The sequence below is a fragment of the Exiguobacterium sp. s56 genome (assembly GCF_018618255.1).
Lineage (GTDB): Bacteria > Bacillota > Bacilli > Exiguobacteriales > Exiguobacteriaceae > Exiguobacterium > Exiguobacterium chiriqhucha.
Genome location: NZ_JACSLR010000003.1, coordinates 190775 through 207587 on the forward strand (window position 1 = coordinate 190775; position 16813 = coordinate 207587).

Below are 16813 nucleotides of genomic sequence, written 5' to 3' on the forward strand. Positions count from 1 at the left end.
CATATCTACCTTCCTCCATACCCTCTACAATTCTTATTTCTCCTATATATTGCCCACCTCCTAACGATTTTAGTGGAACATAAAAAGAAGAATTCTTGCTCTTCGGCTCGATAAGAAAAATACGTACACCCGGGTCGACAGACAAGTTGTCTTTTACCTTAACTTCAACTTTGACCTTGTCACCAACTGTAAAAGGACCAGATTCAATTGTGAAATTCAAAATTTGAGGAGCTTCCTTATCTTCGTTCATATTAATCAAAGTGAACCCTTGTCCGCTCTCTTCACCCCATAACATGGTACTGTTTCCATTATCATCCCAGCTCTCCAGAAAGTTCAGCTCGTATCGACCTTCTTCCATCCCCTCTACAATCTTTATCTCTCCAATATACTGCCCGCCTCCTAATGACTTTAACGGAACGTGGAAAGCAGGATTTTTGCTCTTAGGTTCTATGAGGAATATCCGTACCCTCGGGTCGGGTGATAGATTGTCTTTAACTGACACGCTAATTTTCACCGTGTCTCCAATCGTGAATGAGCCGGATTGAATGGAGTGGCTAATAATTGTCGGCGGTTCTAAATCTTCAGCCCCCAATACCCTCCAATCAAACGAACTAAATACCAATAACATCACTACAATTAAACTGACCCATTTTTTCATTCTGTCGCTTCCTTTATCAATCATATGTAACATCCATTAAGATTTTCCAAAGAACAATATACCATCTACCTTCTAAATTTTGTCTCTTGTTTTTATAAAAAGGTGTATGTTTTTCGATACCACGACATAAAAAATGCCAGGTATCCGTCAGACGATTTGTCCAACCGAAAACCTGGTCATCACCAATCATTTACTCCCAATCCGATACTCCGCCTCAACGATCTCATTCCCCATAAACGCCTCCATCGTTGCCGCCGTATCCGACGAGATGCCGTCCTTCTTCACGACTTTCCCGACCGTCTGCAGGATGATTTTCCAGTCGTTGAAGAACGTGACGTTGTCGACGTACTTCACATCGAGCGCGAAGCGATCCGGCCAGGACAGTCGGTTCCGTCCGTTCACTTGGGCGAGTCCCGTCAGTCCGGGACGTACATCGTGACGTCGGCGTTGCTCTTCGTTATAACGTGGTAAATACTCGACGAGCAACGGGCGCGGTCCGACGATGGCGATGTCGCCTTTGACGATATTGAGTAAACTCGGCAGCTCATCGAGACTGAGCGACCGGAGCGTCTGCCCGAACGGGGTCAACCGGACCGCGTCCGGCAGCAGCTCGCCGTGCTCATCCCGCTCGTCGGTCATTGTCCGAAACTTTACCATCTCGAAGATGACGCCGTCCTTGCCTGGACGTTTCTGTTTGAACAGCACTGGACCCCCGAGTTTCCACTTGATGAGACCCGCGACCGTCACGAGGACGGGACTCAATACGACGAGCGCGGCCGACGCGAGCACCACGTCTTGTGGCCGTTTAACGTATGTCTCATACATCCCCATCACACTTCCCCCTTCCCGAATCGCTTGCTTGGAATCATCGATCGGACCAAGTCTTTCTCGAACGCATCGACCGTGAACACCCACATGAAGATGGCGTAGGCGAGGACGAGCCCCATTCCTTTGAAGACGAAGCCGAGCAACGTGTCAGCTGGAAACCAATATTGGACGATGAAGCCGAGTCCGAGGACGAACAAGAGTCCCGGGGCGAGCTTCAAGTGACACTCTCGGAAAAATCGGAACACGTCGAGCTTCAACACTTTCGCGTAAATGATGTTCATGAACAGCGTATTGCCACTCAAGTATCCGATCATGACCGACAGTGCTGCGCCCGTCGCCCCGTACGGACCGCTCAGGAACGCCGAGACAATCAAGGCGATCACCGCCGACATCACCATCCCGTACGCCCGGTAGCGTACCTGGTTCGTCGCGACGAGATGGATGTTGGCAATCTCTTGCGGCAACGTGATAATCCCCATCGCAATCAACAAAGCCGCGACGACATACGATTCTTTGAAATCGTCCCCGACCCAGAAGTGGATGAACTCCGCTCCCATCGCGATGAATACCATCGTGATGAGCCCGATGACGTACAGTTGGATGCGGCCAACCCGAATCATCAAGTTCTCGATGTCTTTCAAACCGCCCGAGTCGTTGAGCCGGGTCACTTTCGGCAAGAACAGCGAGTTGACGGCCGTGGCAATCAAGAGGACGTAGCCTTCGATGACCATCCCGATCGAGAAAATGGCGACGGCGACACCGCTCGCGAAGATGACGAGCACGGTCGGCATAATGTGCATCAAGAAGTTCTGTGTCGCCGACACCGTCGTCTGCCACGAGGCGAAGACGAAAATCTCGCGATACATCCCTTTCCCGGATGAGGTGAAGTCGATCTCCGTATCCGTTCCTTTCCAGACGTACAGCAACTTACACAAGTTGATCAGCAAAATCATCGCCGCGTTGATGATGACGAGGGCGTAAACCCCGTAACCCATAACGAGCGCCCCGATCGTGAAGCTGACGATGAGGATTTTCTCGAGGAAGAGCAACGTGTTCAGCTGGATGAAGCGCTCGTTGACGATAAAGACGGCGTCGATCGGTTTGGCGAGCAGTGTGATCAAGATGTAAAACCCGACAATCGGATACATCACTTTCAACTTCTCCATGTCACCTGCGCTCAAATTGCCGTAAATGACGTCGAGCAGGAAATAGAGGGCGAAGAGGACGACGGTCAGGATGAGCGTCAAGAAGAAGAACAGCTTATAGGCGATGCCGAGAAAACGAATCTCCCCGGCTCGGTCGCCGTGCGTCCGATAGTTGCTGAGGAAACGGGCGACGACGACCTCGAGCCCGAGGTTGAACGCGAAGATGGCGATAATCGAGAATGACAGGACGTATAACCCATAGTCCCCTTGCCCGATCTTGCTGATCATCCACGGCGTATAAAGGAGCCCCGAGATGATGTTGAACCCGATCGATCCGTACGAGACCAAGGCGCCGTATTTGATTTGATTCGAACTCGCCTGTTCCGGTTCGATGGCATATTTGGTCGCCATGGTAGAGCCTCCTCATTGATACGTATAGTAGTAGGCGTCCTTGCCTTGACGCGACTCGCGGCGGTTCAAGACGATGCCGAGAATCTTCGCCCCGGTCATGAGCAGCTGGTCGCGTGCTTTGACGACCTCGTCCCGGTCGGCCGATTCACAGCTGAGGACGAGGATCGCCCCGTCGACTTCCTGGGCAATAATCCGGCTGTCTGCCACCTGCATGATTGGCGGTGCGTCGAGCAGGATGATATCAAAGTCGTCTTTCACATGATCGAGCATCTCTCGGAACGCCGGGGCCGCCAGCAACTCGGACGGGTTCGGCGGGACGACGCCCGCGACCATGACGTATAAGTTGTCGAGCTGGGTCGGCTGAATGGCCGCCTCGGCCGTCGAGCGTTTGGCGAGCACGTTCGAGAGCCCGACCCGTGAGTCGATATGGAAGATCTGATGGATCGTCGGGCGCCGCATGTCACAGTCGACGAGCAGGACGCGCTTGCCGAGTTGCGAGTAGACGACGGCCAAGTTGCTAGCGGTCGTCGACTTGCCTTCCCCCATCGACGTCGAGGTGATGAGGAGCGTCTGCAACTTCGAGCCGAGCGATGTGAACTCGAGATTCGTCCGGAGCGTCCGGTATTGCTCCGAGATCGGTGACTTCGGTTCGTAAATCGTGATCAAGTTTTTCGTCATCCGATTATGATAGTTTTCGTTGCGTTTTCGGAACATACGGTTCACCCTCCTTTACGACTTTTGGTTCCTGCGGCTTCCGTTTCTCAGGTTTCGCGATTTGACGATCAAACAACGGGATTGACGCGATGACCGGGATACCGAGGATGGCTTCGGCCTCGGCCTCGGAGCGAATCTGTTTATTGAACAAGTAACGCATGAGTACGATACCGCTGCTCAAGATGAAGCCGACCAGGACACCGAGCGCCGTGTTACGAGGAATGTTCGGTTCGACCGGTTCGGCCGGGATGAACGCCGGTGACAAGATTTGCGTATTATCGATATTCATTAATTTCGGTACCTCGTTCGAGAAGACGCGTCCGAGCTCATTGGCGATCGATGACGCGAGGGCTGCCGAATCGGCCGTCGCCCGGATGGTGATGACTTGCGAGTTCTCCTCGCTCTCGATGACGATCTGGTCCTCGAGTTTCTCCGGGGCGCTGGCGATATTCTCGCGCACCTCGTTCAAGATGATCGGACTCTTCATGATGATTCGATACGTGTTGACGAGCCCTTGGGACGATTGAATCTGTGTACTGTCGAGCGTTTCCGTCCCTGTCTGTTTTGGTACGACGAGAATTTGGGTCGACGCCTCGTACGTCGGTGGGATGACGTAGCGGCTGAGCGAGTAGGCGATGCCCCCGACTAGGACCATGGTGAAGAGGATGACCCACTTCTTCGTTTTCAGGATGAACCAAATATCGCGAATCGATGCGTTGATGTCTTTCACGGCAACCTAACCTCCTTCATTGGTGCGACTCAAAGTTGTATGCGTTGTTGGATAATGACCATTTCCCCGTCCCGCTTCCCGTCAAATGCAAACAGGAAGGAGATGCCTATCATTTTTTTGAAAGATTTATCTACGTCGTGACGACGGGCGGGACGGTCTGTTTCACATGCTCGGCCCGATGCCGGCTATAGGCGACGACAAAGACGAGCAAGATCAACAGATAGGCGATGGCACGGAGCCGCAAGGCGGTCCCGATATTATCGTTCGTGATGGCGATCAAGCCGTTCCAGACGAACGCCTGCATCAAAATGAACTGTTGCACTTTCGTGACGTAGGCGCGACGTGACCAGAGGAACAACAGGATGAGCGTCATCGGCAACGCCTCGATGAAGAAGACGAGCAAGATGGTGAGGCCACGGACGTCCCACGGCAGCGGGCCGACGAGGTTTCCGAGATAACTGTGCACGTAATTGAACAGGAAGCCGAAGTAGTTCGATGCGTCGAGCCGGATGCCCATCTGACTGCCCCCGGCGAGGAAGCCGAGGCCGTCGGAGCGATACTGCAACGCCGAGCGGAGCGTCTTGTCGACGATCGGGACTTGGACATCCATGAAGAACGTATAGATGACGCCGAAGATGACGAGCGCGAGCGTCAGGATGACGAACGGTCCGGCGACTTTGCGCACCGCTTGCAGCGTCAGCCATAGGACGGTCGCCATGACGAACGACAGGATCGCATACGTCCGGAACTCGCCGAGCAACCAGACGGTCGGAATCAAGAGCAGGAAGTACGTCCAGTTCTTCTCGAACAACCAGCGGATGGCGAGATACGTCGCGGCGATATAGAGCATATAAATCCAGACGTCACGGTAAATCGATGTCGTGATGTTGATGAACAGGCTGATATAGGCGATGAAGCAAAACAGCGCGTACAGATAGGCGTAATGGCGAATGCGTTCCTCTTTCTCCCCGAGCTCCGTCGTCGCGAGCTGGATGGAGACAAGTTTCAAGGCGAAATGGATGAGGAGCGCCATCCCGACGAAGTTGAACAATCGGATGGCGAACACGCTCTCGGTGCCGATCAACTGCATCAGCTTGCCGATGACCCATGGATAGATGGACGTCCGGATCCACGACAAATCGTAAAATACGTTCATCGCCTGTTCCCAGTAGAAGACGCCGTCATCCCCTTCCCCGAACAAATGGTACGACACGCCGTTCCCGGTCGCGTAAATCGCGAGCGCATAGAAGACAGTCGTTGCGAGCAGATAATAGAACAGCACCAGATATTTGACGACGCCGACCTCGGTATCGAGTTTCATGCGTCTCCCTCCTCTCTTCAGGCAATCGGTCGATCAAAACTCTCGTAGATGCGTCGCATCTCCATCTTCGAACGGTCGACGTCGAACGCCTTGACCGACTCACTGTTATGGAGCCCCATCTGGTGGGACAAATCGAAATCGAGTTGCATCGTCCGGATGGCCCGGGCGAACCCGGTCACGTCTTCCGGCGAACATTTGTAGCCGGTCACCCCGTCAATCGAATAGTCGTTGATTCCGTGGACATTCGACGTGATGAGCGGGAGTCCGGCAGCCATCGCCTCAAGCGCGGCCATGCCGAGCCCTTCCCGTTTCGATGGGAAGACGAAGCAGTCCGCCGCCTTCATCACTTCGATGACATCATCACGGAAACCGAGCAAGGAGACTTGTTGTTCGAGCTCTAGCTCCCGGATGAGCCGTTCGAGGTGTACCTTATTGTCGCCCGTCCCAGCAATCAAATAGCGGAGCGTCGGTTCTTTGAGCGAGGCGATGGCACGGATAATCGTCTCGTGGTTCTTGTTTTCGTTCAACTCGCCGACCGATAACAAGACGAAATCGGTGTCACTGTCGATGCCGAGACCGCTACGTTTCAACGGGCGGTCGATCGTGACCGCCTCGATCCGTTTCGTGTCGACGCCGATACCAGGGATGCGGAACGTGTGCGACGTCTTGAACGTCTGCGCCCGCGAGAAGTCTTCCTCGTTGATCGTGACGATCGTATCAGTCAGCCGGGCGAGCGTCCGTTCGACCGGATAATATAGCATCCAGTTGAGCGACGGACTGCCTTTGAAAAAATGGAAGCCGTGCGCCGTATACATGCATGGTGTGTGCGTCTGGCGCGCGACGAGCCGGCCGACGACTCCGCCGATCGGCGAGTGGCAGTGGATGAAGTGATAGCGGTTCGCCGTCATGACGGCCTTCAACTGTTGATAAGCGCGGACGTGGCCGTTCATCTTCTTGATGTCGCGTTCGAAATCGATTTGGTACAACGCGACCCCGTTCACCTCTAGGTCTTGCTTGATGCGGGCGATTTTCTCAGGCGAATACATGCTGCCCCATTCGAAGTTCGTGGCGACGTCGACTTGATACCCCATCTCTTGGAGCATGCGGATATTGTCGCGGTTGAAGCTCTCGATCATCGAGACGACCGAGGCGACCATGAGCACTCGTTTCATCGTTTTCTCCTCCTCACACACGTTTCCGAAGATAATCGACCCCATGCAACATCAAGACGAGCGGGACGGTCCGTTCATGTTTACAGAGCTGGAAGAACGTCCGCCATTTCACGTCGAAATGCTGTAGCTCCATCTGCGAATAGGCTTGCTTGTATTCGTCTTGCCGGAGCACTTGCTTCAATGACTCGGCTTGGGCGAAGAGCGATTTCGGTGCCGCCAGCTCGTTCAAGCCGATGCCGATCATGCTGAGGGCGATGCGATTGTAGAGGGCGCGCATGTATTCCTCGCCGAGATGGTGCTTCTCGATATAGCGCATCAAGATATGGAAGAACTGCATCCGTGACGACACGAGGTCTCGCTTATACGCGCTCGACATCGAACCGGCGTCCGTCTTCCGGTAATGGTAGACCGGGTAATCGATATAGACGAAACGATGGCAATTCTCGAGCGCTTCGATTTGGAAATAGAGGTCGTTGAACGTGCCGTATGGACCGGCCCCGAACGTCAGATGTTTGACGAGGTCGCGGTGATAGAGGGTGAAACAGTTCGAGTTGAGCGCGTCGACGTTTTCCGGGTGGGCCAACTCCTCGCCGACCAGTCCGAACAGGCGGCGATGGACGTGGCGTTTCGTTTCGGCCGCGTCGAACGACAAAAAGTCCGCGTCAAAGATCTTCTTCGGCAACGACCGACCCTTGTACTCCCGGACGTACGTGCCCATGACCGCGTCGGCGCGCTCCCGTTCGGCGTGCTCGACGAGGATGCGGATCGCGTCAAGGTCGAGCCAGTCATCGCTGTCGATGAACATGATGTACTCCCCTGTCGCCATGCCGAGCCCTCGGGTGCGGCTGAAAGCACAGCCCCGATTCGTCTGGTCGAGCACTTGGACACGCGGGTCATGGATATATTCCATCAGGATGTGGAGGCTGTCGTCGGTGCTACCGTCGTTGATGCAAATGATCTCGACGTGCGGGTACGTCTGTTGTGTCAAACTATCGAGGCACTGACGGACGTAGGCGCTCGCATTGTAGACCGGGACGACGAGGCTGACGAGCGGGGTAAGGCTTGGCATGTAGGTCACTCCTTCTAGGTTGTCGTTTCATGATGTGAGTGATTGCTGTGAGTCTATCCTCGTTGTTCCCGTAAGCCCTTCCCGGTAACTCACAAACGGAATGAGTCGTGGATAATCTTTTCGTGAATTATAAAAAACGAAAAAAGCCGACCGTTTGGTCAGCTTCGCATGTCACTGAAGTTGTTCGTGCCGTAAATTGCGGACGATGTTCTCGAACAGCCGCTCGTTTACCCGGTCCGATACGTATGAATTGTGCGGGGTGAGCGTCACCCATTCGAAGTTATAGAGCGCATGGTCCGACGGGAGCGGCTCGGTCTCAAAGACGTCCAAGGCGACCCCGAAGAATTTCCCTTCCTCGAGCGCATCGATAAGCGCCGTCTCGTCGATGATGGCGCCACGTGCGACGTTCAACAGGACGGCGTCTTCTTTCATCGATGCAATCGCCTCCGCATCGATCACATGATACGTCTCGTCGGTGAGCGGCAAGGCGATGACGATGACGTCACTCTCCGCAAAGACGTCGTGCAACTCATCCATCAACACGTAACGGTCGACGAACGGGACCTGCTTCTCACGATGTCCGACGCCGATGATGGTCATATCGAACGCCCGGAGCCGCTTCGCGATCGCCTCTCCGACGTGACCGAGGCCAAGCAAGGCAACGGTCTTCCCAGTCAGTTCGCGCAACCGCCGTTCCTTCTCCCAATGCCGATTCGCCTGCTTCTCCCGAAACGCCGCCCCGTGCTTCATGAAGTCGAGCAATTGCCAGACGACCCATTCGGCCATCGGTACGGCATACGTATCGCCAGCATTATAGATGCGGACGTCTCGTTTCTCGAGTTCTTCGAGCGGCAGACGATCGAGTCCAGCACTGATGGCCTGGACGAACCGTAGCCGTTTGAAATCCTCACATTGGCGATATTGAAACAAGTTGTTACAAATCAGTCCCTCGACCTGTGAGACATCGATGTCCGTCACGTCCGCTTCTTCACGGAGCGTCGTCACCGTATAGCCGAGTCGTTCGAGTGTGGCGCGTTGTTCAGGAGTCAACCGCACTCCTGTCGACAGCAAATTCATGACAAAATCCCTTTCCGGTTCTGGATTTCCGTCGCGATGGCATCGACGGTCGAGACGAGGCTCAACCGGTTCAATTCCAACCACTCCGGTGTCGCGTGTTCGAGCTGTTGCTCGTACACCCTAATTTTCCATACCCCTTCTTGGAACATTTGTGCCTGTTTGGCGTCAAATTTTCCGGTCACCCCGATATTACAGAAGCTGCGCGACAAGATGGCGAGCGACGAGCCGAGTCGGACATGCTCCCCGAGCACTTTCTCGGCCGGGAGCCTCCCTTCCCCGATACGGGCGATGCCGCCGAACCCATACGGGATGCCCGCTATCTGGAGTTGACGTGTCACCGCCTCGACCGTCCCGTCGGCGAGCGGTTCGAACAGAAAGCTCTGCCCGTAACTGAGATGCAGATCGTTCAATCCGATATGGACGTAGTCGATGCCCGGTAGTTGGAGCACGTCCGGCATACAAGCGACAGCCTCTTTCGTCTCGCACAACAGACAGACGCCAGCCCGCTTGTCGACGAGCTCGATGAACGTCGCGACTTCGTCGACCGACTTATAGTACGGCAACATGACGACGTCGGCCCCTCGATTGATGACTTCATTGATCTCATAGCGCGACCCTTGAAAAATCGGATTGACGCGGACGAGCAACTCCGCATGCTTCAAGACCGCGCGCAACCGGCTCACGTCGCGAATCGCATGGCGTGAGATGACCGTATCGAGATGACCTTGCCGTTCCACTTTCCCGTTCAACTCTAAGTCGACGAACACCCAATCGACCCCGTTCTGTTCAGCGAGCAGCGCGATCTCCGGCTGGTTCGTGATATACATCAGTTTCAAAGGCATGTGAGCACTCCTCCCATCAGTAGATTACCTTAGGAAAATAGCCCGTCCGAAAAACAACAAAACGGAAATGCGGATAATGCTTTTAGATTGTAAATGGAAGGTTTACAGATTTTTGAACAAATACCTATATAGGAAGTCACACGTTCCGTCCTCGAATATGCTTTGATATCAAATCATGCTCGCAACTTCTTTTTTGTTTTGTTTCAAATATAGGGAATCGGAAATAACTAACGTACAGAACAATATTTTCGACAGTTTTCGGCAAAAAAGGGGTGACCAATCATGGAATGGATTGTGATTTTTGGTGCAGGCGGTCACGCACAAGTCATCATCGATATTCTTGAGTTGATGGGACTCTACCGGATCGCAGGAATTTATGACGACAACCCAGCCTTAATCGGTAAATTCGTCGCCGGGTACCCCGTGCTCGGTCTCGTCCATTCCAACGTCGTCGCCAAAAAAGGAATCATCGGTATCGGTGACAACGTCCAGCGCGAGTCACTCGAGCGCGCCATCCGCGGACGGACACCAGACTTTGAATTCGTCAACGCCATTCATCCGAGCGCCGTCATCGGCAAGAACGTCATACTCGGCGAGGGCACGGCCGTCATGGCAGGGAGCGTCATCAATCCGAACGCCGTCATCGGCCCTCATAGCATCATCAACACGATGGCGTCTGTCGATCACGACTGTGTGCTCGAACCATTCGCTTCGGTCGCCCCGGGCGCGCATCTCGGCGGCAACGTCCACGTCGGTGCCCGCACGTTCGTCGGTATGAGCGCGACGGTCATCCACAACGTCCATATCGGGCACGACACGGTCATCGGTGCCGGTGCCACGGTCGTCAAGGACATCCCGAACCACGTCGTCGCCTACGGCTCACCAGCCAAACCGATTCGGGGTCGGATCATGAACGAACGATACTTGTGAACACAAAGATGAGGTCTCCCCGCGCCGGGTGACCTCATTTTTCATTTCAACTCGCGATGTAGCTCGCGGTCGGTGATATAGTCCGGCTCGAGTTTCAAGATAACTCGGTCGAAGGCACGCTGGAGACCAAACATCCCCATGCAGAGCGCTGCGAACAAGATAAAGAAGGACGGACCCGCTGAGCCAGAATCATACCAGCCGAGGAGCGCATACAGCATGACCAATCCGCCTAACGTCAGCCAAAATGGCAACCGGACGAGCCGCTGATACGTCGCATTGTCGTTGAACGAGGCCCGGATTGTGCCGAGTTTCCATTCACGAATGGCCAGCGGAATGACACCGAGAAACCCGATCCCGAGCACGACGAATTCGTATTGGGACACAGATTGGATCAAGGTCCCCGTCACGATGGCCGAGGCTGCACCGAGGATGAATGTCTTCGCATTTCCTTGCCGTGCGTAATCGACGAGGCGGCGGATATGTTGTTCACGTCTCATGGTCAAAGCTCCTTTAGTTAGTGATAATGTATGTACGAATCCTTCCCCACGTCGGTTTCAATTCAAAATGATTCCCATCTATAGAAGTAAAAAAATCTCACTTGTGACAGATTAAAGAAATCTGAAAATTCCTAAATGTAAGCGTTGACATTTTATTTCGGTGCATGCTACATTTCAAGTATCAAATAACAACTGAACGGTCTCCTGCGCAGGAATGTTACCTTTAGTGGGCATAACCTGACTCGAGTCAGATGGCTTACGTGATTTCACGTATCTCATCTGACACGGGTCAGGTTTTTTATTTGACGCAAACCTAAAAATCCAATGGAAAAGGAAGGGAACGGACATGAAATATGAACAGCTCGCACGCGACATTATCCAACACGTCGGCGGCAAAGAGAACGTCAACAGCGTCGTCCACTGTATCACCCGTTTGCGTTTCAAACTGAAAGACGAAAGCAAGGCCAACACGGAAGCCATCAAAAACATGGACGGTGTCGTCACCGTCATGAAGAGTGGCGGCCAATACCAGGTCGTCATCGGCAACCACGTCCCGGACGTGTATAAAGCGGTCGTTGAAGTCGGCGGCTTCCAAAACCAGTCACCTGTTGAAGAAGAGGACGGCCCGAAAGGATCCCTATTCAGCCGATTCATCGATATCATCTCTAGCATTTTCACCCCTGTCCTCGGCGTATTGGCCGCGACCGGGATGATTAAAGGGTTCAACGCCCTCTTCGTCGCCCTCGGTTGGCTCGACGCCACATCCGGCACGTATCAGCTGTTGAACGCCATCGGCGACTCGTTGTTCTACTTCTTCCCGATCTTCCTCGGCTATACGGCCATTAAGAAGTTCGGCGGTAGTCCGTTTATCGGGATGGCCATCGGGGCGGCGCTCGTCTATCCGACGCTGTCGACGCTCACGGCCGGTGACCCGCTCTACACCGTCTTCGCCGGCACCATGTTCGAGTCACCGATCCACATCACGTTCCTCGGTGTGCCGGTCATCTTGATGACGTATTCGACATCGGTCATCCCGATCATCATCGCGGCGTTCTTCGCAGCGAAGCTTGAGAACTTCTTGAAGACGGTCATTCCGGACGTCGTCAAAATGTTCATCGTCCCGCTTCTTACATTACTTATCATCGTCCCGCTCACGTTCATCTTGATCGGACCGATCGCGACATGGGCCGGTATGTTGCTCGGTAGCGCCACAGTCGCCGTCTACAACTTGAGCCCGCTCGTCGCCGGTCTCTTCCTCGGTGGCTTATGGCAAGTGTTCGTCATCTTCGGTTTGCACTGGGGACTCGTCCCGGTCGCCATCAACAACTTGACGTCGCTTGGGTCAGACCCTGTACTCGCACTCGTCTTCGCGGCTTCATTCGCGCAAATCGGTGCCGTACTCGCAGTCTTCCTTCGCATTAAAAATCAAAAGATCAAAACGCTCAGTATCCCGGCCTTCATCTCAGGCATCTTCGGCGTCACCGAGCCGGCCATCTACGGGGTCACACTTCCACTTAAAAAACCGTTCATCATGAGCTGTATCGGTGGTGCCGTCGGTGGTGGAATCATGGGCATCATGGGTACACAAGTGTATATGATCGGCGGACTCGGCGTCTTCGGTTACCCGTCGAACATCTCACCGGAAGGACTCACGACCGGCTTCTACGGATCACTCATCGGGACGGCCGTCGCCTTCGTCGTCGGTTTCGTCTTGACGTACTTGTTCGGTGGCGTCAACAAAGCGGTCGCCGCAACGCCACAACCAGAAGTCACACCGGTCGCAGAAGAAGTATCGGCCACAAAAGTCGGCCAAGAGCAGATCCTCAGCCCGCTCGCCGGCAACGTCGTCAACTTGAAAGACATCTCGGACGTCGCCTTCTCATCTGGCTCGCTCGGCCAAGGCATTGCCATCGAACCGACGGAAGGCAAACTTGTCGCCCCGGTATCTGGTACGGTGTCCGCCCTCTTCCCAACGCATCACGCCATCGGCATCACGACCGAGACGGGCGCTGAGGTGCTCATCCATATCGGCATGGACACGGTTCAACTCGAAGGCAAACACTTTAAAGCCCACGTCACGCAAGGCGAATTTGTCGAGAAAGGACAGCTGTTGATCGAGTTCGACCTCGACGCGATCAAACGCTCTGGCCGTGCCCTCACGACACCGGTCATTGTCACGAACCGGAAAGTGATTTCACCGAGCCGCGCCACAAACGTTCGCTCAGGCGAAGCCTTGTTTGTCATTAACGAATAAAATGTGGGAGGGCCCGTCCCTCCCCTACTTTAGAAAGGATGGATTTGATGAGTTTTCCAAACGGATTTTTATGGGGCGGCGCCATCGCCGCGAACCAAGCTGAAGGTGCGTACTTAGAGGGCGGCAAAGGCTTGACGACGGTCGACTTGTTGCCGACCGGGAAGAAGCGGTTCGACGTCATGTTCGGCGACTTGTCGTCACTTGAGCCGGTGCCGGGCGAGTTTTATCCGTCACACGAAGCGATCGACTTCTATCACCGTTATAAAGAAGATATCGCGCTGTTCGCCGAGATGGGCTTCAAGGCGCTCCGCCTGTCGATCTCATGGGCCCGTATCTTCCCTAACGGCGACGACGCCGAGCCGAACGAGGCCGGTCTTCAGTTTTATGATGACGTCTTCGACGAGCTGTTGAAACACGGCATCGAGCCGGTCGTCACGATCGCCCACTTCGACGTGCCGGTCAGCCTCATCCAAAACTACGGCAGTTGGCGCGACCGCCGTGTCGTCGACTTCTTCGAGACGTACGCGACGACGCTGTTCACCCGCTATAACGGTAAAGTGAAATATTGGATGACGTTCAATGAGATCAATATGCTGTTGCACTTGCCGTTCATCGGCGCCGGTCTCGTCTTCGAGGACGGTGAGGACAAGCAGCAAGTGAAATATCAGGCGGCGCATCATCAACTCGTCGCGAGCGCGAAAGCGGTAAAGGTGGCGCACGCCATCAATCCCGACATGCAAGTCGGCTGCATGCTCGCGGCCGGTCAGACGTATGCCTACTCGTGCAACCCGGACGACGTCTTGGACGCGATGGACAAGGACCGTGAATCGTTCTTCTTCATCGATGTCCAGTCGCGCGGCGAGTACCCAGGCTATGCGAAACGCTATCTCGACGAGCACGGCATCACGCTCGCGATGGAAGACGGCGACCTCGAGTTGTTGAAACAGCACACCGTCGACTATATCGGCTTCAGCTACTATGCGAGCCGGACGACGAGCACGGACCCGGAGATCAACGCATCAACCGAAGGCAACATCTTCAGCTCGCTCGAGAACCCGTTCCTCGAGAAGTCAGAATGGGGCTGGACGATCGATCCGACCGGCTTCCGCATCACGGCGAACCAGCTGTACGACCGCTATCAGAAACCGTTGTTCGTCGTCGAGAATGGACTCGGTGCCGTCGACGCACCGGACGCGAACGGTTACGTCGAAGACGATTACCGCATCGACTATATGGCGAAGCATATCGAACAAATGCATGAGGCCATCAAGGACGGCGTCGAGATTCTCGGCTATACGAGTTGGGGCCCGATCGACTTGGTCAGCGCCTCGACCGGCGAGATGAAAAAACGGTACGGCTTCATCTACGTCGACAAAGACAATGAAGGTAACGGGTCCCTCACCCGTTCGAAGAAGAAGAGCTTTGATTGGTACAAGCAAGTTATCACGACGAACGGCGAAAATGTGACGCCTACTGTCAAAACCACATAAGCATGCGAATCGAACCGGTCCCGTTGACTGGTTCGATTTTTTATTAAAAAGATTTTTATCGTAACCGCTTGCATAAAAATATTTTTCATATTATGATTCAGGTGAAAATAATTTTAAGGAGGACTTTTTCATGTCACGTCTATTCGAACGGGCACAACAATTCGGGAAATCATTTATGTTGCCCATCGCCGTCTTACCGGCAGCGGGACTATTACTCGGGATCGGAGGGGCGCTCTCGAACCCGAACACGGTCCAGGCGTATCCATTCCTCGACATCACCTGGCTCCAGCATTTGTTCACCATCATGGCCGCCGCTGGGTCGATCGTCTTCGCCAACTTAGCTGTCCTCTTCGCGATTGGGGTCGCGGTCGGGCTCGCCAAGTCGGATAAAGGGACGGCCGGACTCGCCGCCATGCTCGGCTATCTGATTATGAACGCCACCATCAACGCCATGCTTCAAATCACGGGTGAGTTGATGGAGACGGATCTCGCCAGTGCAGGCCAAGGGATGGCGCTCGGGATTCAAACGCTCGAGACCGGTGTCTTCGGCGGTATTCTCATCGGGATTGTGACGGCACTCTTGCATAACCGTTACAACAAGCAAGTGCTCCCGCAGTTCCTCGGCTTCTTCAGCGGATCGCGCTTCGTGCCGATCATCACGTCGTTCGTCGCCATCGGTGTCGGGATTGCGCTTTACTTCATCTGGCCGACGGTCCAAAGCGGGATCTTCTCGCTCGGCGGACTCGTCGACAAGACAGGCTACATCGGGACGTTCATCTACGGCTTCGTGCTCCGGATGCTCGGACCGTTCGGATTGCACCACATCTTCTACATCCCGTTTTGGACGACCGGCCTCGGGGGCTCAATGGTCATCGACGGGACTTTGATCGAAGGGACGCAGAAAATCTTCTTCGCCCAGCTCGCTGACCCGAGCACGACGCAGTTCTATGAAGGTACGGCCCGCTTCATGTCAGGTCGCTTCATCACGATGATGTTCGGTCTGCTCGGTGCCGCGCTCGCCATGTATCATTGCGCGAAACCGGAACAGAAAAAAGTCGTCTTTGGCCTCTTGTTCTCGGCTGCGCTCACGTCGTTCTTGACGGGGATCACCGAGCCGCTCGAATTCGCCTTCTTGTTCGTGGCACCGGTCCTCTACTTGGTCCACGCCATCTTCGACGGACTTGCCTTCATGATGGCCCACATCTTTGAGATCACGATTGGTCAAACGTTCTCAGGTGGGTTCATCGACTTTATCTTATTCGGGGTTTTACAGGGAAATGACAAGACGAACTGGATGCTCGTACCGGTCATCGGTGCCTTCTGGTTCTTGCTCTACTACGTGACGTTCCGTTTCCTCATCACGAAGTTCAACTTCATGACGCCGGGACGTTCAGACGAGACAGCTGTGAAAGCAGCCGACGTCGACGCATCAGACCGCACGACAGCCATCATCGCAGCGCTTGGTGGCGATGCCAACATCGACACGGTTGACTGCTGTGCGACACGCCTCCGCGTCACCGTCAACGACCACCAGCACGTCCGCGAGGATTTGTTGAAGGCGACGGGCGCCCACGGGGTCGTGCAAAAAGGAAATGGGATTCAAGTAATTTACGGTCCTTCTGTTACAATTATTAAGAATGAAGTCCAAGAGGCGTTAGGCCGGGGCGAATAACGA

At 54.4% G+C, this 16813-nt stretch carries 14 protein-coding genes; 4 read left to right on the top strand and 10 right to left on the bottom strand.

Going from position 1 to position 16813, the window contains the following annotated elements; genetic code table 11:
• Window positions 1-844 precede the first annotated feature (844 nt).
• From KNP71_RS05165 to KNP71_RS05205, 9 genes are all read right to left on the bottom strand, one after another.
• On the bottom strand, window positions 845-1489 hold the full coding sequence (locus KNP71_RS05165) for a sugar transferase (protein WP_285801276.1): 645 nt from the start codon (window positions 1487-1489) through the stop codon (window positions 845-847).
• Window positions 1489-3042 carry a lipopolysaccharide biosynthesis protein gene (locus KNP71_RS05170; protein ID WP_214830181.1) on the bottom strand — a complete coding sequence of 518 codons (1554 nt, stop codon included), beginning with the start codon at window positions 3040-3042 and terminating at the stop codon, window positions 1489-1491. The genes KNP71_RS05165 and KNP71_RS05170 overlap by 1 nt, the downstream gene beginning before the upstream one ends.
• A 12-nt stretch (window positions 3043-3054) precedes the next feature.
• Window positions 3055-3756, bottom strand: coding sequence for a CpsD/CapB family tyrosine-protein kinase (locus KNP71_RS05175; RefSeq protein WP_214830183.1), 702 nt, complete (start codon window positions 3754-3756; stop codon window positions 3055-3057).
• Window positions 3725-4486, bottom strand: a complete 762-nt coding sequence (locus tag KNP71_RS05180; RefSeq protein ID WP_051627686.1) for a YveK family protein — start codon at window positions 4484-4486, stop codon at window positions 3725-3727. Before KNP71_RS05180 ends, KNP71_RS05175 begins: the two co-directional genes overlap by 32 nt.
• A gap of 130 nt (window positions 4487-4616) precedes the next feature.
• On the bottom strand, window positions 4617-5807 hold the full coding sequence (locus KNP71_RS05185) for a hypothetical protein (protein WP_214830185.1): 1191 nt from the start codon (window positions 5805-5807) through the stop codon (window positions 4617-4619).
• Window positions 5808-5824: 17 nt separating this feature from the next.
• Window positions 5825-6979 (bottom strand): glycosyltransferase family 4 protein, encoded by a 1155-nt coding sequence (locus KNP71_RS05190; protein ID WP_214830187.1) that lies wholly within the window; start codon window positions 6977-6979, stop codon window positions 5825-5827.
• A 13-nt stretch (window positions 6980-6992) separates the two neighbouring features.
• Window positions 6993-8048: a glycosyltransferase family 2 protein gene (locus tag KNP71_RS05195; protein WP_214799330.1), complete on the bottom strand. Its 1056-nt coding sequence runs from the start codon at window positions 8046-8048 to the stop codon at window positions 6993-6995.
• A 171-nt stretch (window positions 8049-8219) separates the two neighbouring features.
• Window positions 8220-9125, bottom strand: coding sequence for an NAD(P)-dependent oxidoreductase (locus KNP71_RS05200; RefSeq protein WP_214830189.1), 906 nt, complete (start codon window positions 9123-9125; stop codon window positions 8220-8222).
• Window positions 9122-9967, bottom strand: coding sequence for an aldolase/citrate lyase family protein (locus KNP71_RS05205; protein WP_214830191.1), 846 nt, complete (start codon window positions 9965-9967; stop codon window positions 9122-9124). Before KNP71_RS05205 ends, KNP71_RS05200 begins: the two co-directional genes overlap by 4 nt.
• A 282-nt stretch (window positions 9968-10249) precedes the next feature.
• Between KNP71_RS05205 and KNP71_RS05210 the strand changes: the two genes are divergently transcribed.
• On the top strand, window positions 10250-10897 hold the full coding sequence (locus KNP71_RS05210) for an acetyltransferase (protein ID WP_131472947.1): 648 nt from the start codon (window positions 10250-10252) through the stop codon (window positions 10895-10897).
• Window positions 10898-10938: 41 nt separating this feature from the next.
• Here the strand turns inward: KNP71_RS05210 and KNP71_RS05215 are convergent, their stop codons facing one another.
• Window positions 10939-11394: a hypothetical protein gene (locus tag KNP71_RS05215; RefSeq protein WP_214830193.1), complete on the bottom strand. Its 456-nt coding sequence runs from the start codon at window positions 11392-11394 to the stop codon at window positions 10939-10941.
• A 346-nt stretch (window positions 11395-11740) separates the two neighbouring features.
• On the opposite strand from KNP71_RS05215, the gene KNP71_RS05220 reads away from it, so the two are divergent.
• The 3 genes from KNP71_RS05220 (at window position 11741) to KNP71_RS05230 (ending at window position 16810) form a co-directional block, all read left to right on the top strand.
• A complete protein-coding gene (locus KNP71_RS05220; RefSeq protein WP_214830195.1) occupies window positions 11741-13648 on the top strand; it encodes a beta-glucoside-specific PTS transporter subunit IIABC in 1908 nt (635 codons plus the stop codon).
• A gap of 38 nt (window positions 13649-13686) precedes the next feature.
• Window positions 13687-15138, top strand: coding sequence for a 6-phospho-beta-glucosidase (locus KNP71_RS05225; protein WP_214830198.1), 1452 nt, complete (start codon window positions 13687-13689; stop codon window positions 15136-15138).
• A gap of 130 nt (window positions 15139-15268) precedes the next feature.
• A complete protein-coding gene (locus tag KNP71_RS05230) occupies window positions 15269-16810 on the top strand; it encodes a maltose/glucose-specific PTS transporter subunit IIC (protein WP_021066322.1) in 1542 nt (513 codons plus the stop codon).
• Window positions 16811-16813: the final 3 nt, after the last annotated feature.

What these genes read in the sequence shown, in the direction of transcription:
- KNP71_RS05165 (WP_285801276.1), bottom strand. Translation starts at nt 1,489, where the DNA reads ATGGGGATGTATGAGACATACGTTAAACGGCCACAAGACGTGGTGCTC.
- KNP71_RS05170 (WP_214830181.1), bottom strand. Translation starts at nt 3,042, where the DNA reads ATGGCGACCAAATATGCCATCGAACCGGAACAGGCGAGTTCGAATCAA.
- KNP71_RS05175 (WP_214830183.1), bottom strand. Translation starts at nt 3,756, where the DNA reads ATGTTCCGAAAACGCAACGAAAACTATCATAATCGGATGACGAAAAAC.
- KNP71_RS05185 (WP_214830185.1), bottom strand. Translation starts at nt 5,807, where the DNA reads ATGAAACTCGATACCGAGGTCGGCGTCGTCAAATATCTGGTGCTGTTC.
- KNP71_RS05190 (WP_214830187.1), bottom strand. Translation starts at nt 6,979, where the DNA reads ATGAAACGAGTGCTCATGGTCGCCTCGGTCGTCTCGATGATCGAGAGC.
- KNP71_RS05195 (WP_214799330.1), bottom strand. Translation starts at nt 8,048, where the DNA reads ATGCCAAGCCTTACCCCGCTCGTCAGCCTCGTCGTCCCGGTCTACAAT.
- KNP71_RS05200 (WP_214830189.1), bottom strand. Translation starts at nt 9,125, where the DNA reads ATGAATTTGCTGTCGACAGGAGTGCGGTTGACTCCTGAACAACGCGCC.
- KNP71_RS05205 (WP_214830191.1), bottom strand. Translation starts at nt 9,967, where the DNA reads ATGCCTTTGAAACTGATGTATATCACGAACCAGCCGGAGATCGCGCTG.
- KNP71_RS05210 (WP_131472947.1), top strand. Translation starts at nt 10,250, where the DNA reads ATGGAATGGATTGTGATTTTTGGTGCAGGCGGTCACGCACAAGTCATC.
- KNP71_RS05215 (WP_214830193.1), bottom strand. Translation starts at nt 11,394, where the DNA reads ATGAGACGTGAACAACATATCCGCCGCCTCGTCGATTACGCACGGCAA.
- KNP71_RS05220 (WP_214830195.1), top strand. Translation starts at nt 11,741, where the DNA reads ATGAAATATGAACAGCTCGCACGCGACATTATCCAACACGTCGGCGGC.
- KNP71_RS05225 (WP_214830198.1), top strand. Translation starts at nt 13,687, where the DNA reads ATGGATTTGATGAGTTTTCCAAACGGATTTTTATGGGGCGGCGCCATC.
- KNP71_RS05230 (WP_021066322.1), top strand. Translation starts at nt 15,269, where the DNA reads ATGTCACGTCTATTCGAACGGGCACAACAATTCGGGAAATCATTTATG.